17 protein-coding genes are annotated in these 21,270 nt (G+C 64.1%); 5 read left to right on the forward strand and 12 right to left on the reverse strand.

Annotated features, from left to right (window positions below; all coding sequences use genetic code 11):
• Positions 1 to 13: 13 nt before the first annotated feature.
• The 3 genes from LJ737_RS06550 to LJ737_RS06560 form a co-directional block, all read right to left on the reverse strand.
• Positions 14 to 3,289, reverse strand: a complete 3,276-nt coding sequence (locus tag LJ737_RS06550) for a SusC/RagA family TonB-linked outer membrane protein (protein WP_227763892.1) — start codon at positions 3,287 to 3,289, stop codon at positions 14 to 16.
• Between the two features lie 473 nt (positions 3,290 to 3,762).
• Entirely contained in the window at positions 3,763 to 4,737 is a 975-nt protein-coding gene (locus tag LJ737_RS06555; protein ID WP_227763894.1) for a c-type cytochrome, read from the reverse strand.
• Between the two features lie 123 nt (positions 4,738 to 4,860).
• The gene (locus LJ737_RS06560) at positions 4,861 to 5,835 is read right to left on the reverse strand and encodes a c-type cytochrome (RefSeq protein WP_227763897.1); all 975 of its coding nucleotides are present in this window, start codon (positions 5,833 to 5,835) and stop codon (positions 4,861 to 4,863) included.
• A 566-nt stretch (positions 5,836 to 6,401) separates the two neighbouring features.
• On the opposite strand from LJ737_RS06560, the gene LJ737_RS06565 reads away from it, so the two are divergent.
• Together LJ737_RS06565 and LJ737_RS06570 are read left to right on the forward strand one after the other, a co-directional pair.
• A complete protein-coding gene (locus tag LJ737_RS06565) occupies positions 6,402 to 7,934 on the forward strand; it encodes a sigma 54-interacting transcriptional regulator (protein WP_227763898.1) in 1,533 nt (510 codons plus the stop codon).
• 242 nt (positions 7,935 to 8,176) lie between these two features.
• On the forward strand, positions 8,177 to 8,383 hold the full coding sequence (locus LJ737_RS06570; protein ID WP_227763900.1) for a hypothetical protein: 207 nt from the start codon (positions 8,177 to 8,179) through the stop codon (positions 8,381 to 8,383).
• Positions 8,384 to 8,477: 94 nt separating this feature from the next.
• On the opposite strand, the gene LJ737_RS06575 is transcribed toward LJ737_RS06570, so the two are convergent.
• Positions 8,478 to 8,897, reverse strand: a complete 420-nt coding sequence (locus LJ737_RS06575) for a response regulator (protein ID WP_227763902.1) — start codon at positions 8,895 to 8,897, stop codon at positions 8,478 to 8,480.
• 53 nt (positions 8,898 to 8,950) lie between these two features.
• Entirely contained in the window at positions 8,951 to 12,010 is a 3,060-nt protein-coding gene (locus LJ737_RS06580; RefSeq protein ID WP_227763904.1) for a PAS domain-containing sensor histidine kinase, read from the reverse strand.
• Between the two features lie 246 nt (positions 12,011 to 12,256).
• Here LJ737_RS06580 and LJ737_RS06585 point away from each other — a divergent pair, with 246 nt between their 5' ends.
• A complete protein-coding gene (locus LJ737_RS06585) occupies positions 12,257 to 12,436 on the forward strand; it encodes a hypothetical protein (RefSeq protein ID WP_227763905.1) in 180 nt (59 codons plus the stop codon).
• Between the two features lie 212 nt (positions 12,437 to 12,648).
• Here the strand turns inward: LJ737_RS06585 and LJ737_RS06590 are convergent, their stop codons facing one another.
• Positions 12,649 to 13,113, reverse strand: a complete 465-nt coding sequence (locus LJ737_RS06590; protein WP_227763907.1) for a peptidylprolyl isomerase — start codon at positions 13,111 to 13,113, stop codon at positions 12,649 to 12,651.
• Between the two features lie 329 nt (positions 13,114 to 13,442).
• Between LJ737_RS06590 and LJ737_RS06595 the strand changes: the two genes are divergently transcribed.
• Positions 13,443 to 13,922 carry a fasciclin domain-containing protein gene (locus LJ737_RS06595; protein ID WP_227764458.1) on the forward strand — a complete coding sequence of 160 codons (480 nt, stop codon included), beginning with the start codon at positions 13,443 to 13,445 and terminating at the stop codon, positions 13,920 to 13,922.
• A gap of 161 nt (positions 13,923 to 14,083) precedes the next feature.
• Complete coding sequence (locus LJ737_RS06600) at positions 14,084 to 14,698, forward strand: fasciclin domain-containing protein (protein WP_227763910.1); 615 nt, start codon at positions 14,084 to 14,086, stop codon at positions 14,696 to 14,698.
• Between the two features lie 206 nt (positions 14,699 to 14,904).
• Here LJ737_RS06600 and LJ737_RS06605 read toward each other — a convergent pair whose 3' ends face one another.
• From LJ737_RS06605 to LJ737_RS06630, 6 genes are all read right to left on the reverse strand, one after another.
• Positions 14,905 to 15,798, reverse strand: coding sequence for an NAD(P)-dependent oxidoreductase (locus LJ737_RS06605; RefSeq protein ID WP_227763912.1), 894 nt, complete (start codon positions 15,796 to 15,798; stop codon positions 14,905 to 14,907).
• Between the two features lie 67 nt (positions 15,799 to 15,865).
• On the reverse strand, positions 15,866 to 16,795 hold the full coding sequence (gene rsgA, locus LJ737_RS06610; RefSeq protein WP_227763914.1) for a ribosome small subunit-dependent GTPase A: 930 nt from the start codon (positions 16,793 to 16,795) through the stop codon (positions 15,866 to 15,868).
• Between the two features lie 93 nt (positions 16,796 to 16,888).
• Complete coding sequence (locus LJ737_RS06615; RefSeq protein WP_227763915.1) at positions 16,889 to 18,139, reverse strand: 3-deoxy-D-manno-octulosonic acid transferase; 1,251 nt, start codon at positions 18,137 to 18,139, stop codon at positions 16,889 to 16,891.
• A 190-nt stretch (positions 18,140 to 18,329) separates the two neighbouring features.
• On the reverse strand, positions 18,330 to 18,962 hold the full coding sequence (locus LJ737_RS06620; protein ID WP_227763917.1) for a peroxiredoxin: 633 nt from the start codon (positions 18,960 to 18,962) through the stop codon (positions 18,330 to 18,332).
• Between the two features lie 139 nt (positions 18,963 to 19,101).
• The gene (locus tag LJ737_RS06625; RefSeq protein ID WP_227763919.1) at positions 19,102 to 19,545 is read right to left on the reverse strand and encodes a Fur family transcriptional regulator; all 444 of its coding nucleotides are present in this window, start codon (positions 19,543 to 19,545) and stop codon (positions 19,102 to 19,104) included.
• A 384-nt stretch (positions 19,546 to 19,929) separates the two neighbouring features.
• Positions 19,930 to 21,219 carry an aspartate kinase gene (locus LJ737_RS06630; protein WP_227763920.1) on the reverse strand — a complete coding sequence of 430 codons (1,290 nt, stop codon included), beginning with the start codon at positions 21,217 to 21,219 and terminating at the stop codon, positions 19,930 to 19,932.
• Positions 21,220 to 21,270 lie beyond the last annotated feature (51 nt).

Here is a 21,270-nt window from a genome sequence, read left to right on the forward strand (position 1 = left end):
AGGGGAGTTAAGGCTAGAAAGTGAGGTTGACACCCAGGGTGTAGCTGCGGGCCTGGCCCACCGAGTTGCGGTCGACGCCGGCGCCGGTGGTGGCGTTGCCGTTGGTCGAAATTTCCGGGTCGATGCCCGAATACTTGGTCAGCAGCGCCACGTTTTGCCCCTGCAGGTAGACGCGGGCGCTCTGCATCTTCAGCTTGCTGGTCAGCTCCGAGCTGAAGGTGTAACCCAGGGTCACGTTGCGCAGGCGGGCAAAGTCACCCTTCTCCACGTTTTCCGACATGATCAGGGCCGAGCCGTTCGACACGTTGTCGCCGTACACCGGGCGCGGCCACTTGGCGGTGCGGTTTTCGCCGGTCCAGTGGTCGAGCATGTCCACGTCGTTGTTCCAGAAGCGCTGGTCGTGCAGGCCGGCCTTGGTGCCGTTGTAGATGTAGTTGCCGCCCGAGTACTGGATGAACACGCCCAAATCCACCCCGCGGAAGCGGAAGGTGTTGTCGAAGCCGCCGTACCACTTGGGCAGCACCGGCCCGTAGTAGATGCCGTCCACCAGCTGGGTGGGGGCGGTGGTGTTGGTGTTGGTATCCTGAATGGTCCAGCCTGTCGAGCCCACGCCCGTGGTGCCCTGGTGGTTGTACTGCTTCACCACGATGACGGGGTTGCCGCTGCCGTCGCGCACGATGTTGCCGTTGGCGTCGCGCTGGTAGGTCTGGATCAGGCGCTGCCCGTTGGCCGGGTTCACGCCCAACGACTGCACGGCCAGGATTTCGCCCACCGAGCCGCCGACGCGGGTGTAGTTCACCGTTTCGAGCGTGGAGGTAGCCGTGCCGATGCGCTGGCCTTCGGTGGCCAGGGCCAGCACCTCGTTCTTCAGCGTGGAGAAGTTGATGTTGCTCGTCCAGGTGAAGTTTTTGGTTTGAATGGCATTCACGCGCAGGTTCACCTCGATGCCGGTGTTGCGCATGGAGCCCACGTTGGCGTCGATGCTGTTGTTCGGAATGCCCTTCGACGGCGCCTGGGGCACGGGCAGGATCAGCCCGTCGATGTCGTTGCGGTAGTAGGTCACGTCGCCGCTTAGGCGGTCATCGAACAGGCCAAAGGCCAGGGCCACGTCGGTTTTCTTGCTGGTTTCCCAGGTCAGGTTGGGGTTGCCGGCCAAGGAGTAGTACAGGGTGGCCGCGGGGCCGTTCAGGCCGGAGGAGTAGAGCTGCAGCGAGGAATAGTCGCCCACGCCCAGCGCGTTGCCCACTTCGCCGTAGCTGGCCGAGAGCTTGAGGAAGTTCACCGGCTGCAGGAAGCTCGCGTTTTTCCAGAAGCCTTCCTCCGACAGCACGTAGCCCAGCGCCCCGCCGTAGAAGTTGCCCCACTTGTTGCCCCAGGCCGAGTACCCGTCGCGGCGGGCGTTGAAGGCCACCACGTACTTCTTGCTGAAGTCGTAGCTCACGCGGCCGAAGTAGGAGAGCAGGAAGTTCTCCCCCTGGAAGAGGCCGTCGGTCGACACGTTGGTGAAGTTGCCCTCAAAAGTTTCGAAGAAGTTGTCGGCCACGCCGGTGCGGGAGGCGCCCCAGCGGATGACTTCGGTGTGCTGCTGCTCGGTGCCCACCGTGGCCGAAACGGTGTGCTTATCGGCCAGGGTGCGGTCGAAGGAAAGCGTGTTCTGCCAGTTCCAGCGCTTGTTGGTGCGGTAGTAGTTGGCCGCCGTGCCGCCCGCGCCGGGCGTGGCCGACCACCCGTCGCCGGATATGGCCGTGTAAAAGGCGCGGTCCTCGAAGTTGACGTTGTTCAGCCCGTAGGTGGTACGCGCATGCAGCCCATTGATGATTTCCCAGTTGGCGTACACGCTGCCCTCAATCTGGTTCGACTCGGAGCGGAAGTAGTTGTTGTCCAGCTCCACCACCGGGTTGTAGTAACCCACCAACAGCGGGGCCCCCGTCGTCGAGGCCGGGTTCAGGTTGGCCCCGGGGCCGATGCCGTTCGAGTTGAAGGGCGCCACGCCGGCAATGTTGTAGCTGCCGTCGTTGTTGTAGGCCGCCACGTTCGGCGGCAGCACCAGCGGCAAGCGGCCCAGGCCGCCCGTGCCAAACGCGCCCCCGGACACCGACCCCGAGTTCGGTGACTGGTTTTTGGAGTTGGAGTAGCCCACGCGGGCCCCCACGGAAAAGGACTTGTACACCTTGTGGTCCACGTTCAGGCGCGACGAGATGCGCTTAAACGTGTTGTTGACCAGCATGCCCTTCTGGTCGGAGTAGCCCACGGAGGCGTAGTAGGTGGTTTTGTCGGAGCCGCCCGCAAAGCTCACCGCGTTGGAGCTGGTGAAGCCCGTGCGGTAGATGTAGTCGTACCAGCGCGTATCCACTTGGTTGCCGTTGGCGTCGAGCGACGGCCGGAAGCCTTCCACGTTGGTGGCCGGCTGCCCGATGGCCGCCCGGTTGGCGTTCAGGTTGCGCACCGCCTCGTTTTTGAGGTCCATGTAGGGCTGCGCGCTCAGCACGTCGTAGAGGCGCACTGGCTTGGAAATGCCCACCCACGAGTCGACCGAGATGCGGCTCTGGCCGCGCTTGCCCTTCTTGGTCGTAATCAGAATAACCCCGTTGGCCGCCCGCGAGCCGTAAATGGCCGTCGACGAGGCGTCCTTGAGCACCTCGATGCTCTCGATGTCGTTGGGGTTGATGTTGCTGAGCGGGTTGTTGGGCACGCTCGTCAGGGCCGAGTTGTTGCCGCTGTAGGCCGGCACGCCGTCGATGACGTAGAGCGGGTCGGAGCTGAGCGAGATGGAGTTTACGCCCCGGATGCGCACCACCGGCGGGTTGTTGAGCACCCCGTTGGGCGTGGTGATGTTCACGCCCGAAGCCCGGCCCTGCAGCGCTTGGTCGAAGCTCTGCACCGGCGCCGTGGCAATTTCCGACCCTTTCACGGTGGCAATGGAGCCCGTCAGCTCCCGCCGCGACTGCGTGATGCCGTAGCCAAGCACCACCACTTCGTCGAGGCCGGTGCTGGCGGCGGCCAGCGTCATGTTGATGCTGGAGGCGTTGCCCAGCGCGGCTTCTTGGGACGAATACCCAACGGACGAAAAGACCAAGGTGCCGCCCGTGCCCGGAACCGTAAGGGAATATCGGCCGTCCCCGTCGGTGGAAGTGCCGTTGGTGGTTCCCTTGACCAGCACGGTCACTCCCGGAAGCCCGGAGCCGTCGGCGCCCACGACGCGGCCGGTGACTGTCCGCGTTTGCGCGTGCAGGTCATGCCCCGTTATAGCGCAGGCCATAACTGACATGGTGAGTAAAGATTTTCTCATAGAAACGGTGGTTTATTGGTGAGATTTGCGGTTAATAAGATGATTGATGGGCTTATTTGCAATTTTGGATTGAATTTTTAGAATAATGTACAACACGATTCATATTGCATTATATTTTTAATGTTTATTAAACTTTTTTAATAACATAAACTCGGCAGTAGCATTATATTGCCTGGTTATCAGTTGGATTCGGGAGTAGCCAGGAATAAGCCCGCGGGGCACTCGTAAATCGGAGAAGTTTGGCCGCAACGCCATGGCTGATACCAATAGACTAGCGCACAATGTGCCAACCGTACACCGGCCAGCAGTAATACCCTCCCTGCAATGGGGCCGCGGGGAAACGTTATCGTTCGGAAACAGCCTGAAACGACCCGGCAAGGCATACTGACCAGCATGCTTTGCCGGGCCCGAAACAAAAAAACGGCCGCCCCAGACTGGGGCGGCCGTTTTGCACTGCCGGGCGTGGTTTTTCCCTAACGCGTAGCCACGGCGGTGGCGCCGTCTTCCGGCGTCGCATTCTTAACTACGGGAACGGTGCGCAGATAGGCATAAATGGCCTTGGCTTCGGCGTCGTCCATGATGGTGAATTTGGGCATGGGTGCCCGCAGCGGCCCGTGCGGCGACTGGCCGTAACGCACCGCTTGCACGAACTGGCCTTCCGTCCAGTCGCCGAGGCCGGTTTCCGGGTCGGGCGTAAGGTTGCGCGTGACAATGGCCGAGCCGTCGGGCATCGTCATGGTGGCCCCGCCGGCCAGGTAGCCTTCGGACTTCTCGGGCTCGAGGTGGTTGTTGGTTTTGAAGTCTTTGCTGTGGCAGTCGTAGCACTTGTAGCGGCCTACCACCAGGTATCGCCCGAAAGCTACCGCGTCGGCGGGGTTGGGGGCCAGCACGGCGCCGGTGGGCATGGGCATGGGCTTCATCACTGTGTTGACCAGCGCCTTGGCCAGGAACGAAGGCTCCTGCTCGTGCGAGGGCGTCGGATTGGGCTGCACCTGCGCGTCGGTGGAGTGCAGGTAGGCAATGACGCTGGCCACGTCTTCGTCGGACATGTGCACGAAATTGGGCATGACCACCCGGAAGCGCCCGTCGCGCCCGATGCCGGTGCGCAACACCCCGATCAACTCTTCGTCGGTCCAGGCGCCGATGCCGTGGGCTTTGTCCTGGGTGATGTTGGCCGAGTAGAGCTTGCCAAACTCCGGCGGCAGTTCCGTGAGCAGCTTGCCGGTCAGCGCGCCGGTTGCGCGGTTGAGGTGGCAGTCGGCGCACATGGCATTCACAATTTTCTGGCCCTGGGCAATGCGGGCCGGCGTGGCCACAATCTTCTGGGCCGCCACCTGCGGCTTGTCGTAGCTCGGAATGCCGCGGACCTGCACAAACGTGGCCGCGCAAGCACCGAGAAATGCCACGCCGGCAATGAACAGGCCGAGTATTCGGAGGATCTTTTTCATAGCGTCAGAAAGGCTGTTGGGAGCAAGAGGGGAGTGGTACAAAAGTAGGTTGCTGTTGCACTCCGGTCACTCGCATGATGATGTGAGGCCCGCTGTCATTTGTGTGCCAGCGGGCCCCAGGCCTTAGCGCTGCGCCACGGCCGCCGCGCCGTCTTCGGCCGTGGCATTTTTGATGACCGGCACCGTGCGCAGGTAAGCGAAGATGGCGCGGGCTTCCTGGTCGGTCACCAGCGAGTATTTGGGCATGGGGTAGCGCAGCGGGCCGCTGGGCGAGCGGCCGTACTTCATGGCCTGCGCAAACTGTTCGGGCGTCCAGTCGCCGGTGCCGGTTTCGGGGTCGGCCGTGAGGTTGCGGCTCACGATGTCGTGGCCCTCCGCGTCTTGCAGCACCGAACCCCCGCCCATGTAGCCGAACGACTTCTCGGGGTCTTTGCCGTCAGTTTTCAGGATGTCGCCGGAGTGGCAATCGTAGCACTTGTAGCGCGAGGTGACGAGGTAGCGGCCGAAAGCCACTTCGTCGGCGGGGCTGGGCTGCAGCACCGGCTTGGCGGGCAGGGGCGCGGGCTGAATGAGGGTATTGGCCAGCACGTTGCCGAAAAAGCTGGGTTCCTGCGCGTGGGAGGGCGTGGCGTCGGGCTGCAGGGCCGCGTCCGGGGAGCGGAGGAAGGCCACGATGCTCAGCACGTCCTCGTCGGAAAGCCGGTCGAACTGCGGCATCACCGAACGGATGCGGCCGTCGGGGCCGAGGCCGGTGCGCAGCAGGGCCACCACCTGCGCGTCGGTCCAGCGGCCGATGCCGTGTGCCTGGTCCTGGGTGATGTTGGCGGAATAAAACTTGCCGAACTGTGCCGGAATGTCCTTCAGGTGCTGCCCGCTGAGGCGGCCGGTTTGCTTGTTGCGGTGGCACTCGGCGCACACGCTCATCACCAGGCGCCGGCCGTGCTCCACGCGCTCGGGCGTGTAGGCCACGGGGGCGAGCTTGAGCTGGGGCGGGTCGTAGCTCGGAATGCCGCGCACCTGCACAAACGTGGCGGCGCAGGCGCCCAGAAAGACCAAGCCGGCCACCAGCAGGCCGACGATTCGGAGGACTTTTTTCATAGCGGAAAAGGGTAGGTTGGAACCGGAGCGGAGTGTGGGGCAAAAGTATCCGCGCGGTTAGCCCTTGTCAGCCGCATAAGTATGTGAGTGGCCGGTGCAAATGATGTGAGGCGGTGGGGGGTGAGTAGATAGCGGATGGGCAAGTGAGCGGACGAGTAGATGAAAAAAGCTGTCATCCTGAGCGAAGCGAACCGAAGGTCGGCGTAGCCAAGGACCTTGCTCGCACCTCGCACTAACTACAAAGCGCATCCACCAACACCCAATTGGCTGGGCATGATGGCTGCGCTTGGGCCGTCCTGACTGATTTGCGCCTGCTCGTTGGCCGTAGCGGCAGAGCAGGGTATGAGCGAGGTCCTTGGCTACGCCGACCTTCGGTTCGCTCTGCCAGGATGACGTTCTTCTTTACCCGCTTTCATCTGCTTATTCGTCCACCTGCCTGTTTACTCACCTACCAACCTACTCATCTACTGATCTGCTCATTTCTCCTGCTTTGTGCCGCCGAACCTCAGCTGCCCTTTCGCTGTTATCTTACCCGGGACCCTTCTCCCGCTCCCTATCTGCCCCTGATGAACCACGAAACTATCCGCACCCTCGGCCAGCTCAAAGCCGCGGGCTACCGTTCGCGTACGGTCAAAGAAGAGCTGCGCGACAACCTGATTCAGAAACTTCAGCGCCGCGAAAACGCCTTTCCCGGCATCCACGGCTACGACGAGACGGTGATTCCCGACCTGCAGCGGGCCATCCTCTCCATGCACCACATCAACCTGCTAGGCTTGCGCGGGCAGGCCAAAACGCGCATTGCCCGCCAGCTCGTGGGCCTGCTCGACGAGTATATTCCCGTGGTGGCCGGCTCGGAGCTCAACGACGACCCGCTGCAGCCGCTCTCGCGCTACGCGGTAGACCTGGTGGCCGAGAAGGGTGACGACACGCCCATCGGCTGGCTGCACCGCGACGAGCGGTACACCGAGAAGCTGGCTACGCCCGACGTGTCAGTGGCCGACCTCATCGGCGACGCCGACCCCATCAAGGCCGCCACGCTCAAGCTGCCCTACTCCGATGAGCGCGTGATTCACTTCGGGCTGATTCCGCGGGCGCACCGCGGCATCTTCGTCATCAACGAGCTGCCCGACTTGCAGGCCCGTATCCAGGTGGCGCTGTTCAACATCCTGCAGGAAGGCGACATTCAGATTCGCGGCTTCAAGGTGCGCCTGCCCTTGGACCTGCAGTTCGTCTTTACCGCCAACCCCGAGGACTACACCAACCGCGGCAGCATCGTCACGCCGCTCAAGGACCGCATCGACGCGCAGATCATCACGCACTACCCCAAGAGCATCGACATCGGCAAGCGCATCACCCGGCAGGAAGCCCGCCTGACCGACTCGCAGCGCAACCTAGTGAGCGGCAACGAAGTCATCCACGACCTGGTGGAGCAAGTGGCCATCGAGGCCCGCGGCTCGGAGTACGTCGACGCCAAATCGGGCGTGTCGGCCCGTCTGACCATTTCGGCCTACGAGCAAGTCATTGCCGCCGCCGAGCGCCGGGCGCTCATCAACGGCGAAACCAAAACCCGCGTGCGCGTGGCCGACTTCATGGCTGCCGTGCCCGCCATCACCGGCAAGGTGGAACTGGTGTACGAGGGCGAGCAGGAGGGCGCCGGCATCGTGGCCGAGAAGCTCATGGGCAAGGCCCTGCGCACGCAGTTCCTGCAGTACTTCCCCGACCCCGAAAAGGCCAAGAAGCAGAAGGACAAGCCCAACCCCTACAAGCCCATTCAAGACTGGTTTGGGGCCCATTCGGTCGACATCCTCAACGACGCTTCGGAAACGGACTACCGCACCGCCATCGAAGCCGTGCCCGGCCTGCGCGACCTGGTGAAGGCCAGCATTCCGGCCGACATGTTCAACGAGGACCCGCTGTTCTGGCAGGAGTTTGCCCTGCACGGCATGGCCGAAATGAGCCTGCTCTCGCGCAACCGTCTCACGGCCGGCACGCAGTTCAAAGACCTGTTCTCGTCCATGTTCACCATGCCCAACTTCGGCTCGGACGACGACGATGACGACGAGGATTACCTCTCGTCGAAAAAGCGCAAGCGGCGCTAGGCCTACCGGCTGCCCACGCAACGGCCCCCCGCACCAACCGGTGCGGGGGGCCGTTGCGTTTGGTGCGGGTTGGTGCAAAGACCTGAAATGTTTAATTGAGAATGTGACGCCGTTGGCACAGTAACAAGAACGGTTTGGCTAAAAGCTCGACTGGGAACGGAAGTGTTCCTGCACCTTCAACTCACGCAACGGGCCTGACGCCCGTCTTCCTGTCGCCACACCAATCCATTTTCTGCCTCGCCATGAACGCAACCGTCCTCACCCGCCTCGTTTCGCTGGTTCTCTTCGTCGCCCTGCTGCTGCCCTCGCTCGACGCGGCGGCGAGCATCCCGGCTAATTTCGGCCGGCACGGCCGCGCCGGGGTGCACCGCCCGGTCTACGCCAGCTACAAGAAGCCCGTGTACAAAAAAGGCCGCACCAGCCTGCAGCTGGCTTTCTGGAAGCGCTAGGCTTTGCACTAAACCGTTGAATCACCGAAAATACCACGCCGCGGGCCAGGAAGCACGCGGCGTGGTATTTTGGGTATGCGAGGCCTGCAACCCGCTAAATTCCTGGCAGCTGCTGCTGAAAATACCGGTCCAAGATGGCGTGTACCTTGGCCTCGGTCAGGGGTTTGTCGACAATGGTGGCCACGGGCAGCTGCTGCATTTGCTGCAGGTCGCGGGTGTGCAGGGAGGTGGTCAGCATCACGACCACGGTGCCCTGACGGCGGGGGAGGGGCAGTTGTTGCCACGCCCGCAAAAACTCGATGCCGTTCATCACCGGCATGTTCACGTCGAGCAGAATGAGGGCGGGCAGCGGGGCGTCGGTGTCGCCGGGTGGAGCGAGCAAGTGCAGGGCTTCGGCGCCGTTTTCGGCCACCAGCAGTTCCCCGGCCACGGCCATGCGCCGCAGCAGGAGTTGGTTGAGAAAATTCGTGGTCGAGTCGTCGTCAACCAGCAGGATACGGGCTAAGTGCGGCATGCGGGTACTAGCGCGGGCGGAGCCGGGTGTGGCGCTGGCCCCGTATACGCAGCTTAGGTCGGCAGGTCCACGACAAAGGTGCTGCCCTGGCCCAGTTCGCTTTCCACCCGAATGCTGCCGCCAGCGTTTTCTACGATTTTCTTCACCATGTACAGGCCGATGCCCGAGCCTTCGACGTGGGTGTGCAGGCGCTGGAACATGCCGAATATCCGGGCCCGCTGGGACTCGTCGAGCCCCAACCCGTTGTCTTGCACGCTCAAGCGCAGGTAGCCCCCGGCGTCGGGCAGGCAGCTGATGTGCACTACCGGCGGGCGGTCGGGGTGGCGGTACTTGAGCGCGTTGGAAAGCAGGTTGTACACCACCGAGCGCAGGTTTTTCGGCGAAAACAGGATGGTGGGGCAGGCGTCCACGTCCACGTTGAGCTGGGCGTCGGTGTCGCGCAGCAGGGGCAGCAGGTCTTGGCGCACGTCCTCAATCATGGCCGCCAGCGCCACCGGGGCGGTCGGCTGGGCGTGTTCCTGCTGCAGCTTGCTCACGTCGGTGAGGTAGTCGAGCGTGCGCTTGAAACGCTCCACCGACCCGTGCATGCGCGTCAGGATCGGCTCGACCAAGTGCTGCTGCAGCACCTCGGGTGGGAGCTGCTCGGTAAGGGCGTGCAGCAGCCCTTCGATGTTGGTGATGGGCGCTTTGAGGTCGTGGGAGGCGGTATAGATGAAGTTGTCCAGGTCCACGTTGGTGCGCCGCAGCTGCTTGTTAAGCGCGTCGAGGTCGGCATTGGTGGCCCGCAGCTGCTCGTTGGCGGCGGCCACATGCTGCTGGGCCTCCACCTGCTCGGTCACGTCGCTGACCAGGGCGTAGAACCCGTTCACCTCGCCGTGGCGCCAGTCGGGGATGTAGTCGACATGGATGTGGCGGAAGAAGTCGTCGCGGTAGGGCATGCGCGCGTCGAAGCTCAGCCGCTCGCCCGCAAACACCCGCTCCATGTAAGCCTTCACGTTTCGGTACCCGGCTTCGCCTACCACCTCGCGCACCTGGCGGCCCATCAGCTCGGCGGGGCGCTGCTTAAACCACGCCTCGTAGGCCAGGTTCGCAAACTGGTACCGCTCGTCGCGGTCGACGTAGCTGATGAGCACCGGCAGGGCATCGGTGAGCAGCTGCAGGCGCTGGGCGCTGGCTTCGCTGGCCTGGCGGGCCTGCACCTGCTCCGTCACCTCGAAGGCAAATACCATCACCCCGTCGATGCGGCCCTGCTCGTCGAAGCGGGCCTGCTGGATGTAGTTGAAATAGCGGTTTTCAAGCACGCCGTCGCCCGGGCGGGCCAGCGGAATCAGCATGCCCTGCGCCTGGTGGGTGCGGCCGGTTTCGAATACCTCCCGGAAGCTGAGGTACACGGAATGGTCTTTGATTTCGGGCAGCGCCTCCGCGATGGGGAGGCCCAGCAGCTGACGGTCGGGAAACAACTGCTGGTAGCCGGGGTTGACCAGCTCGTACACCAGCTCGGGGCCGCGCAAGATGCAGATGGCCGCCGGGGCCTGCATAAACAGGCGTTCGAGCAGGGCGCGCTGGCGCTCGGCCTCGGCGCGGGCTGCCCGGGCCTCGCGGGTGCGCAGCTCCACCCGGCCTTCCAGGGCTTGGGTGAGCTCCTGCAGCTGCAGCTGGGCGAGCAGCAGCTCGGTGTTGCTGGTGAGTAATTCCTCGTTGGTGACGCGCAGCTCCTCGTTGGTGGCGGCCAGTTCCTCGTTGAGCGTCTGCACCTGCTGGCGCGCCTGCACCTGCGTGGTCACGTCGATGGCAATGTCGAGCACGCCCAGCATCTCGCCGGCCGGGTCGTACAGCGGCTGGTACACAAAATCGAAGTAGCGCGTTTCCAGTTGCCCGTTGCGGCGCAGTTGGGCCGGCAGCTCGGTGCCCACGAACGGCACGCGGGTAGCGGCCACCTGAGCAATGAGGTAATCGAAGTTCTGACCCTGCAGCTCGGGCACGGCCAGCAGCAGCGGCCGGCCGAGCACGCGTTGCGCGGGGTAGCCCCACATGGCGCAGAGCTGTTCGTTGGCCGCCACCACCACTTGGTTTGGCCCCTGAAACAACCCAATGGCCACCGGCGCCTGCATCAGCAGGGCCTGCAGCAGATTTCGCTCCCGCTCGGTGTCGGCTTGGGCCTGCTCGGCGCGGGCCACGGCAGCGGCCAGCTCGGTGTTGGCCGCCTGCAGCTGCTCGTTAAGGATGCGCTGCTCCTCGTGCAGCTGCTGCACTTGCTGGCGGGCAAGCACCTGCGGTGTTACGTCGTAGGCAAAGACGAAGATGCCGTCGATGGTGCCGGCCAGGTTGTGGCGGGCCTGGTAGATAAAGTTGTAGTAGCGCTTTTCCAGCTCCCGGCGGTCCTCGTTGTGGTGGTCGAGCTGCACCAGCATTTCGGTGGCGTAGAACGTGCGCCCGGTGCGGTACACCTCGTCGAGCAGGTCGAAAATGGGCTGGTCGGCCAGCTCGGGCATGGCTTCGCCGATGGGCCGGCCCAGCAGCGGCCGCTCGCCCACCAGGGCTTGGTACTGCGGGTTGACGAACTGAAACGTGTGCGCCGGCCCTTCGAAGATGCAAATCATGGCCGGGGCCTGCTCGAACACGCTGCGCAACTGCTGGCGCTGCAGTTCGGCCTCGGCCAAGGCCTCCCGCTCGCGGGCTTGGCTCTCCCGCAGGGTTTCCTCCACGGCCGTGCGCGCGTGGTCGGCCGTGTCGGTGAAGCTGACCAGCAGCAGGGCGCCGCTGCGTTGGGCTTGCAAGTGAAAAAAGTTGTCGAGCCCGTCGAACTGGTAGTTCACGTCGTAGCGCCGCGTTTCGCCACCGGCCAGGAAGGCGGCGCAGAAAAAGGCGAAAATGCCCGTTTCTTGGGCGTGGGGGTAGCGCGCGAGAAAGGTGACGGCCGGGCGCTCGGGCAGTTGCAGCATGCGCTGGGCCGCCGGGTTCAGGTGCACGTACGCCAAATCGGCGATGGTGCTGTCGTCGGGGCCGAACACGGGCTGAAAGACGATGATGCCAGTCAGGGACACGCTCAGCAGCGCCTGCAGCAAGTCGTCTGCCGGGGCCGAAGCAAGAGTCGCGGGTGGAATGTCGGGCATAGCGGCGGCGCCGGGCGGTGTGGGCGAAGGTAGGGAGCTGGACCGGAAACTCCCGCCGCCCAGCCCGGCAACGGGGGAAGTCCCGCGCTGGTTGCGGCTGGCCCAGCCAAAGGCGCCGTTCGCACAGCGCCGTTTCGCGTTCGGCGAAACTCCCGGCGGGGTGGGGGCGGGCCAGCGCACCTTTGTCATGTCGAACGGGCACAACGGCCCGCGCACCTCCTCCAAACCGCTTTTTCAGCCGCTCTTATGAAAGCCACCGTCCTCGCCCGCCTCGCTTCGTTTTTCCTGGTGGTGGCGCTGCTGCCCGCGCTGGACGCCGCCGCGGCCCGCCCGGCCCGCTTCGGCCGCCGCGGCCAGACGGGGATGCACCGCCCGGTGTACAAGAAGTACCAGCCCGGCTGCCGCTGGATTTTCCAGAAGCGCTAAGTCTACTGGTTGCCCCGACCGCGGATGCGGCGTCAGCAGAAGGGAATGGCTGCTGCCGCCGTTTGCTCTTCCGCCGGTCGGCGGCCAGCGTTGCCCTCCTCGTCGATACCGGTCGGCGGGAGGGCATTTTTTTTGGCCTTCGCGCTGGGACCAGCAAAAAGCCCGCAGCCGTTTCCGGCTGCGGGCTTTTTGCTGACGCGAGCAACAGGCCCTTAGGCCTGGTCGTCCTGCACCACAATTTTCTCGATGGTGTCGTTGGCGCGGATCTGGTCGATGATGTCCAGGCCCTCCACCACTTTGCCGAACACGGTGTGGTTGCGGTCGAGGTGGGCGGTGTTGTCGCGCGAGTGGCAGATAAAGAACTGCGAGCCGCCGGTGTTGCGGCCGGCGTGGGCCATCGAGAGCACGCCGCGGTCGTGGTACTGGTTGTTGCCGGTTAATTCGCAGGGAATCTTGTAGCCGGGGCCGCCGGTGCCGGGCGTGCCCTTGGCGCCGTCGCGCGAGTTGGGGCAGCCGCCCTGGATGACGAAGTTCGGAATGACGCGGTGGAACTTCAGCCCGTCGTAGAAGCCCTGTTGGGCCAGGTCGGTGAAGTTCTTCACGGTGCCGGGAGCATCCTGCTCGAAGAATTCGACTTTCATCACACCCTTGTTGGTGTGGATTTCGGCAGTTTTCATGGAATGAGGGACTGTGGGGAAACGTGAACCAGTGCCAGCCCGGGGGCCGGCGCGGCTGCAAAAGTAGCCATTTACGGCGGGTCGTAAATCCGGGGTGCCGTCGAGCTTCGTAAGGTGCTGCAACCTGGCCGCTTGCCGCCGGCGGGCCGGCCGCCAACTCCACTTTCCAAACCCCTTCTTTCCAAGCAATGAAAAAGACCCTGACCACCGCTGCTCTGGCCCTGCTGACCGTAGCTGCCCCGCTGGCCCTGAGCAGCTGCGGCGACAACAAAACTGCCGAAACCACCGACACCACCACAACCCAAACCACCACGGAAACGGCCGCCCCGATGGACTCGGCCGCTGCGCCGGCCGCTACCGGCGTGATGGTGGGCGGAGCCATGATGACCCCCGACAAGGACATCGTTGACAACGCGGTGAATTCCAAGGACCACACCACGCTGGTGGCCGCCGTGAAAGCCGCCGGACTGGTGGAGACGCTGAAGGGCGCGGGCCCGTTCACGGTATTTGCCCCCACCAACGCCGCGTTCGAAGCTCTGCCCGCCGGCACGGTGGAAGGCTTGCTCAAGCCTGAAAGCAAGGCCAAGCTCACCAAGGTGCTCACCTACCACGTGGTGCCCGGTGCCCTCAAAGCCGCCGACCTGCAGGACGGGCAGGAACTGACTACGGTAGAAGGCGAAAAGCTGAAGGTGAGCGTGAAAGACGGCAACGTGATGGTAGGTGGCGCCGCCGTCACCATTCCCGACGTGGTATCGAGCAACGGCGTGACCCACGTCATCGACAAAGTGCTGCTGCCGGCCAAGCTCTAAGCTGCGAGGCTGGTTTGAGGACCCACGGCAAGCCCGGTCTGTCCGCAGGCCGGGCTTTTGCGCGTCTGGGCCGTAGCGCGGGTGCCGAGCGGATGAGCCGGGCCCAACCTTGCCGCCGGCTCTTGCGTCTGCTAGCTTTACCGCTTCAATTCGACTCCCGTATGCGCATTCGCTTTACGCCCCTGCTGGCCCTGCTGCCGCTGCTGGCCGCCTGCAACTCCCAGCCCGAAACCACCAACCCCGACGGCGCCGACGTGGCCGCGGCCGATTCCGCTGCCTACGACCCCAACGCCAGCTCCGACTCGCTGCGCATGGGCAAAACCGGCGGGGTGGAAGTGGGCGGCAAGCTCCTTACTCCCGACAAAACTCTGGCCGAGAACCTGGCCGCCACGCCCGAGCTAAGCCAACTGCTGGCCGCCGCCCGCAAAACCGATGTGGCCGACAAACTGGCTGGCGACGGACCTTACACGGTGTTTGCCCCGTCCAACGCGGCCTTCAAGGGCCTGCCCTACGGGGCCATGGCCGGCTTGCTCAAGCCCGAAAGCAAGGAAAACCTCACCGGCTTGCTCGGCTACCACATCATCCAGAGCCGCCTGCTGGCCCTCGACCTGCGCGACGGGCAAGAAATTACTACGATGGAAGGCCATAAGCTGAAAATCAGCGTGCAGGGCGACAACATCACCGTCAACGGCGCCAAAGTGACCACGCCCGACGCGGTGTCGAAAAACGGCATCATCCACGTCATCGACAAGGTGCTGCTGCCGCCCAGCGAGTAAGGCCAGCAACCAGCCCCATTCGCCAACCTGAGCAGCGCGAAAGGATCTTCCTTGCACTGACGGCCAAGCGCAGCCACCAATGCCCAATCCTGCGGGCACGGTGGCTGCGCTTGGTCGTTAGTGGGCTACCATATAAAGCGTTAGCGCCTCATCGGCAGCAGCGGTGCCGGTAGCGGCTGGGCGTACGCCAAATGATGACGGGGCCGCTACCGGTGCAGCCCGGCGCCTTCGGAGATGCGCCGGGCGAAGGATGTCCAGTCTTCGTCGGGGGAGGCGTGGCGGGTGACGGTGGCGGTGAGGTGGTCGAGGATGATGTGGGCCACGGGCATGGGCACTTGGTGGCTGCGGGCTTCGGACAGGGTCAGCTTAAGGTCTTTCTCCAGCAAATGCGGGGCGGCGCCGGCGGGCTGGTAATCCTCCTCGGCCACCATGCGGCCGTAGGTGCGGTAGGCGGGGCTGTTGAAGAGCGTGGTGGTCAGGATTTCAAACACCTCCATGCGGTTCAGGCCGCTTTTTTCGGCCAGGGTGAAGGCTTCGGCCATGGCCTCGATGGCGGCGCCCAGCATGAAGTTGCCGCAAAGCTTGAGCACGTTGGCCGCGGCCGGGTCTTCGCCGAGGTCGAACGTGCCTTGGCTAAACGAAGGCAGCAGCGGGGCTAGGCGGGCTTTGGCCTCGGCAGCACCGGCCAGCAGTACCCACAGCTGCCCGTTGGCCGCCACGATGGGCCGCCCAAACACCGGCGCGGCCACCAAGTGCGAGCCGTGCTCCTGGTGGGCCTGGGCCAGTTCCTGGCTTGTCGCGGGGGCCACGGTGCTGCAGGAGGCGTGCACGGCGCCGCTGGGCAGGCCGGCCAGGATGCCGTTGTCGCCGGTGGTCAGCTCGCGCAGCACCTCGTCGTCGGTGACCATACTGAACACCACTTCGGCCTCGCGCGCGGCATCGGCGGGCGTTTCGGCGACCCGGGCCCCGCGGGCGCGCATGGCCTCGGCCTTGTCCGGGGAGCGGTTGTAAACGGTGAGGTTGTGGCCGGCCAGCAGCAGATTGGTGGCCATGGCCTGGCCCATGCGGCCCAGCCCAACGAAGGCAATGTTGTGCTTCATGGAATACGTCAGCGCCACAAGAGGGCCGTGCTGACGTATTCGCAAGCGGCGGGGGCGGGGTTGCCGGCTAGCGGCGGTTGTCCTCGTCGGCGAGCATGCTCAGGTAGCTGTCGTAGCGGGGCAGGGCAATGCGGCCCTTTTCCACGCCCTCGCGCACGGCGCAGCCCGGCTCCTCCACGTGGCGGCAGTTGTGGTAGCGGCACTGGCCGAGCAGGGCGCGCATTTCGGGGAAGTAGTGGGCCAGCTCGGCCTTTTTCATGTCCACCAGCCCCAATTCCTTGATGCCGGGCGTGTCGATAAGGTAGGTGCCGGGGCGCACTTCCAGCATTTCGGCAAACGTGGTGGTGTGCCGGCCCTTGTCGGAATACTCGCTGATTTCGGCGGTTTTTAGCTCCAGATCGGGCACCAAGGCGTTGATGAGCGTGCTCTTGCCCACGCCCGAGTGGCCCGACAGCAGCGTGGTTTTGCCCTCGAGTAGGGCTTCGATGTCGGCCACCCCTTCGCCGGTGTGCGCCGAGGAGCGCAGAGTGGGGTAGCCGGTGCGCTGGTACATGTTCTGAATCTGCCCGAGGTACTCCATCAGCTCTTCCTCGTAGAGGTCGACCTTGTTGAACACCAGCGTAGCCGGAATGCTGTAGGCTTCCGCCGTGACCAAGAACCGGTCGATAAACCCGAACGACGTGGCCGGCGAGGCCAGCGTGACGATAAGCAGCGCCTGGTCGATGTTGGCCGCCACGATATGGCTGTGCTCGGCCTTGTGCACCGAGCGGCGGATGATGTAGTTGCGCCGCGGCTCGATGTGGTCGATGACGCCGGTGCCCGCGTCGCCGTCGGGGTCGGTTTCAAAGTCCACCACGTCGCCCACGGCCAGCGGGTTGCTCACCTTCAGGCCTTTGTGCTTAAAGCGCCCGCGCAGGCGGCAGCGGTGCAGTTGCTGGGTGGCGTGGTCGCGCACCACGTACCACGAGCCGGTGGATTTGACGACGGTTCCGGTCATGCGGCAAAGGTGAAGTTGTGAGGTTGTGAAATGGTGAAATCAATGAGAGCAGGCGAGGAAGCTGACTCAGTAGGAAAGGAGTAATTCACAACTTCACAATTTTACAAATTCACCAACTGCCCGCAGGATGCGCGCCGTGGCGCCGGCCTCGCGCTGCACGTAGGTCCGGGCGCGCTGGCCCAGTTCGGCGCGCCGCGCCGCGTCGGCGAGGAGCGGGGTCAGGCGGGCCTCCGCTTCGGCGGCGGTGGTTACCACGAAGGCCGAGCCTTGGGCCACCAGGTCGCGGGCCTCGCGAAACTTCTCGTAGCGCGGGCCGAAGAGCAGGGGCAGGCCGAAGGCGGCGGCCTCCAGCGTATTGTGCAGGCCTTTGCCGAAGGCCCCGCCGATGTAGCCCAGGTCGCCGGCGCGGTACAGCTCACGCAGCAGCCCAATGTTGTCGATGAGCAGCACCCGGGCCTGGGCCACGGTGGCGGCGTCGGCGCGGGAGTAGCGCACCACCCGGCCGGGCAGCGCGGCTTCTACTTGCTGCAGGTGCGCCTCGTTGATTTCGTGCGGGGCGACAACTATGCGCAGCTCGTCGGCGTGGCGCTGCAGGCTGGAGGTGAGCACGTCCACGTCGGGGGGCCACACCGAGCCGGCCACCAGCACCGGGGCCGCGTCGGCGGTGAAAGCGGCCACGATGGGCAGCTCCCGGGCCGGCGCCGCGGCTGTGGCCGCCACCGTGTCGAAGCGGGTGTCGCCGGCCACCGTTACCTGCGTAATGTGAATGCCGCGCAACAGGCGGGCCGAAGCTTCGTCCTGGGTAAAGAGGTGCGTGAGCTGGCCCAGCACCCGGCGGAAAAAGCCCCCCCAGGGCTTAAAAAATATCTGCTCGGGCCGGAAAATGGCCGATACGCAAATGGTGGGCACCTGCCGACGCTTCAGCTCGGCCAGGTAGTGGTACCAAAACTCGTACTTGACGAAGATGGCCAGCGCGGGCTGCACCGCCGCCACGAAAGCCCGGGCGTTGGCCGCCGTGTCGAGCGGGAGGTAGAACACGTAGTCGGCGCCGGGCCAGTCCTTGCGCACCTCGTAGCCCGAAGGCGAAAAGAAGGTCAGTACCAGCCGGTGGCCGGGGTACTGCTGGCGCAGGGCCTCCAGCAGCGGCCGGCCCTGCTCAAATTCGCCCAGCGAGGCGCAGTGCAGCCAGATGCGCGGGGCCGCGTCGTCGGCTAGGCGGGCCTGCAGCCGCGGCCGCCAGTTGCGGCGGCCGTCCACCCACTGCCGGGCTTTCGGCACGAAGGGCGCCGCGAGGCGCAGCAGCAGGCCGTAAAGGTGCAGGGCGAGGGAATAAAGGAAAACCAACGTGGGAAAGTCTTAGGGCTCGGGAAGGTCGAGCGGGGGAAAAGCCGCGGCGCAACAAAGCAGCGGCTGAGCGGAAACGCCGCAAAATTAGCAGCTAGCCCGCCGGAATCACGTGCCGGGGGCGAAAACGAAAAAGCCCCGGCCAATTTGGCCGGGGCTTATAAGTCAGCAAACGCCTTGCTGGGGCATACTAAGCGTGCTTGGCCAGGTAGCTAGCCACGCCTTCGCGGGTAGCCGACATGGCTTCTTTGCCTTCTTCCCAGTTGGCGGGGCACACTTCGCCGTTTTTCTCGAAGTACTGCAGGGCATCCACCAGGCGCATGGCCTCGTCGATGCTGCGGCCCAGCGGACCGTCGTTCACCAGCTGGTGGCGCACGATGCCGTCCTTGTCGATCAGGAACAGGCCGCGGTAGGCTACGGGCGAGCCCACGAAAGTCATTTCGCCGGCTTCGTTGTAGTCGTAGTGGCCGCCGAGCACGTCGTAGTTGGCCGCAATGGTTTTGGTCGCGTCGGCCACCAGCGGGTAGGTCACGCCTTCGATGCCGCCCTTGTCGCGCGGGGTGCTCAGCCAAGCGAAGTGCGAGAAGTGCGAGTCGGTGGAGCAGCCCACGATGGCTACGCCTTTGGCTTCAAACTCTTCCAGTTTCTCCTGGAAGGCAATGATTTCGGTGGGGCAAACGAACGTGAAGTCGGCCGGGTAGAAGTAGAAGATGACGTGCTTCTTGCCCAGGTAACGGTCGAGCGAGAAATCCTCTTCGAATTCGCCGTCGATAACAGCGGTAGCTTTGAACGAGGGGGCACGCTTGCCTACGAGAACTGCCATGGTAATGGGGTTGAGTGAAAAAGGGGTTGTTTGAGGTTGGTGGGACAGTTAAGCGGTGCGGTTGAGTGCAGGGTATACGCAAGCCCATGCACGCCGGCCGGCGTAACGGTCCGCGCAAAGGCTTTCAGGTCAGCGGGGTTCACTTGCGCACGCCGGTAATGTGCAAGGAGAAGGAGTGGGGCTGGAAATGCTCGAAGCCCCGGGCCGCAAAGAATTCCTGCAACAGCTGATCCAGCTTCGGGTCGCAGTAATCGATGATTTCCTGCGTGTCCTGGCAGACCAAGTGGTGGTGGTTGGTGCAATCCGTGTCGTAGCGGCGGCGGGTGCCGTCGGCATCGGCTACGCGCTTGAGCAGGCCCGCGGCCACGAAGGAATCCAGGGCCTTGTACACTGTGCCCAGCGAAATGGTGGGGTGCGCCGGCCGCACGCGGCGAAACACCTGTTCGGCCGTGGGGTGGCCGGGCAAGGTCAGCAGGGCTTCCAAAATCACCATGCGCTGCTGGGTGGCGCGCAGCCCGGCCTCGGTCAGGCGCTGGTGCAGCTGGTCACGGTCGGGCAGGGGCAGGAGGGTGGACGTACTCACAGATAGGAATGATTCTCCGCAGCAAAAGTACGTCTATAAGCCGAACGGGCCCAAAAAGGTTTGCCGCGGCTCGCTGATATGTATCAGGAAAGCGGGTGGCGCGCCCAGTCCGCGGCAGTTGACGCATCGGTAGCACCAGCAGATGAGGGTGAGCCGGCACGCGGTAGCGCTGGCCGTTATTGCGAGAGAAGCGCGGCAATCCTACCTCTCGCAGCACGACGCTACTGCTGACAGCAGCCAAAAACATCACCGCCCGAGACTGGCATAGGCAGTTTCGGGCGGTTTTTTGGGGTAGTAGAAATTGTAGCGGCGTTGCTGCTTGGAGGAAGGATTGCTCTGTCGTGCCTGCTCGCAATGACAGTCGGTGCTACCGGCGTGGTAACACTACGCCCGCGCCACAAACTGAAACGTCTGCCGGGTGCGCTGCTCCAGCAGCAGCTCCCGCCCCTGCGTCAGCTGGCTGATGGCCTCCGGGGTGTAGTTTTTGATGGTATACAGCTCCAGGCCGGTGTTGTAGTAGATGGTGAACTGCTCGCGCAACTGTTCCAACAGCTTGCGCAGGCGGTACTCGTGCCAGTCGGTGCACACCGAGAAACTGATGGCCGAGTTTTGCATCAGGTTGATTTTTAGTCGCACCTGGGCCAGCGTGCCGAAAATAACTTCCAGGTTTTCCTCCGAGATGAACGTGAGGTCCTTGGATTCGAAAGACACCAGGCACTGATCGGTTTTGCGAATCAGCGCCGGGGCTAAGGTGCCGTGCTTGCAGTCGTGAATCTTGGTGCCCTCGGCCGCGGGGTCCACAAACGACTTGACGTACAGCGGAATGCGCCGCACGGCCAGCGGCTTGATGGTCTTGGGGTGAATCACCGAGGCTCCGTAGTACGCCATTTCGATGGTTTCCTGGTAGCTGATTTCGGGGTAGCGCACCGTGTCGGGGAAGATTTTTGGGTCGGCGTTGAGCAGGCCGGCCACGTCCTTCCAGATGGTCACCGACTCCGCCCCGAGGCAGTAGGCGAGGATGGCGGCCGTGTAGTCGCTCCCCTCGCGGCCCAGCGTGGTGGTTTGTCCGCTAGCCGTGCCGCCGAGGAAGCCTTGGGTGAGCACCACCCCGCGCTTCAGCCGCGGCGGCACTTGCTCGCGCACGTTGCGCTCGGTGGTGGCCCAGTCCACGCGGGCCTCGCGCCAGGCGTGGTCGGTGCGGATGAGCGGACGCACGTCCAGCCACTCGGCCCCCACGGCCGCAGCCACGATGCAGGTGGCCAGCAGCTCGCCGAAGCTCACCACTTGGTCGTACTGCCGGTCGTACTCGCCCTTCGAGAGCGTGGCCAGCCGGTCGCCGAGCTCCTGCAGCAGGTGGTGCAGCGCCCCGCTGCCCTGGCCGCAGGCGGGCACGCCGTCGTCGTTCAGCCCAGCGTCGGGCAGCAGACCCTGGGCGACTTCCACGTGGAAGCGGCGCAGCTCCGTGAGGGGCGCGGAATAGTCTTGGCCCGAGTGCGCCAGATGAAAAATATGCTCCAACGCGTTGGTTGTCTTGCCCATGGCCGAAACCACCACCAGAAGCGGTTGTCCATCAGGGTTCTGCCCCAGAATATGTTGCAGATTTTTTATCGCGGCGGCGTCCTTGACGGAGGCACCACCGAACTTATACACGCGGAGCGGCAGCGAAGATTGCATGCGCCAAAAGTAGAAAGCGGGTCGAAAAGGCGTAGTTTTGTTACCCCCTGT

This window comes from Hymenobacter sp. 15J16-1T3B (assembly GCF_020711235.1).
Taxonomy (GTDB): domain Bacteria; phylum Bacteroidota; class Bacteroidia; order Cytophagales; family Hymenobacteraceae; genus Solirubrum.

What these genes read in the sequence shown, in the direction of transcription:
- LJ737_RS06630 (WP_227763920.1), bottom strand. Translation starts at nt 21,219, where the DNA reads ATGCAATCTTCGCTGCCGCTCCGCGTGTATAAGTTCGGTGGTGCCTCC.
- LJ737_RS06590 (WP_227763907.1), bottom strand. Translation starts at nt 13,113, where the DNA reads ATGAAAACTGCCGAAATCCACACCAACAAGGGTGTGATGAAAGTCGAA.
- LJ737_RS06620 (WP_227763917.1), bottom strand. Translation starts at nt 18,962, where the DNA reads ATGGCAGTTCTCGTAGGCAAGCGTGCCCCCTCGTTCAAAGCTACCGCT.
- LJ737_RS06555 (WP_227763894.1), bottom strand. Translation starts at nt 4,737, where the DNA reads ATGAAAAAGATCCTCCGAATACTCGGCCTGTTCATTGCCGGCGTGGCA.
- LJ737_RS06575 (WP_227763902.1), bottom strand. Translation starts at nt 8,897, where the DNA reads ATGCCGCACTTAGCCCGTATCCTGCTGGTTGACGACGACTCGACCACG.
- LJ737_RS06585 (WP_227763905.1), top strand. Translation starts at nt 12,257, where the DNA reads ATGAAAGCCACCGTCCTCGCCCGCCTCGCTTCGTTTTTCCTGGTGGTG.
- LJ737_RS06600 (WP_227763910.1), top strand. Translation starts at nt 14,084, where the DNA reads ATGCGCATTCGCTTTACGCCCCTGCTGGCCCTGCTGCCGCTGCTGGCC.
- LJ737_RS06550 (WP_227763892.1), bottom strand. Translation starts at nt 3,289, where the DNA reads ATGAGAAAATCTTTACTCACCATGTCAGTTATGGCCTGCGCTATAACG.
- LJ737_RS06565 (WP_227763898.1), top strand. Translation starts at nt 6,402, where the DNA reads ATGAACCACGAAACTATCCGCACCCTCGGCCAGCTCAAAGCCGCGGGC.
- LJ737_RS06580 (WP_227763904.1), bottom strand. Translation starts at nt 12,010, where the DNA reads ATGCCCGACATTCCACCCGCGACTCTTGCTTCGGCCCCGGCAGACGAC.
- LJ737_RS06605 (WP_227763912.1), bottom strand. Translation starts at nt 15,798, where the DNA reads ATGAAGCACAACATTGCCTTCGTTGGGCTGGGCCGCATGGGCCAGGCC.
- rsgA (WP_227763914.1), bottom strand. Translation starts at nt 16,795, where the DNA reads ATGACCGGAACCGTCGTCAAATCCACCGGCTCGTGGTACGTGGTGCGC.
- LJ737_RS06560 (WP_227763897.1), bottom strand. Translation starts at nt 5,835, where the DNA reads ATGAAAAAAGTCCTCCGAATCGTCGGCCTGCTGGTGGCCGGCTTGGTC.
- LJ737_RS06570 (WP_227763900.1), top strand. Translation starts at nt 8,177, where the DNA reads ATGAACGCAACCGTCCTCACCCGCCTCGTTTCGCTGGTTCTCTTCGTC.
- LJ737_RS06595 (WP_227764458.1), top strand. Translation starts at nt 13,443, where the DNA reads ATGGACTCGGCCGCTGCGCCGGCCGCTACCGGCGTGATGGTGGGCGGA.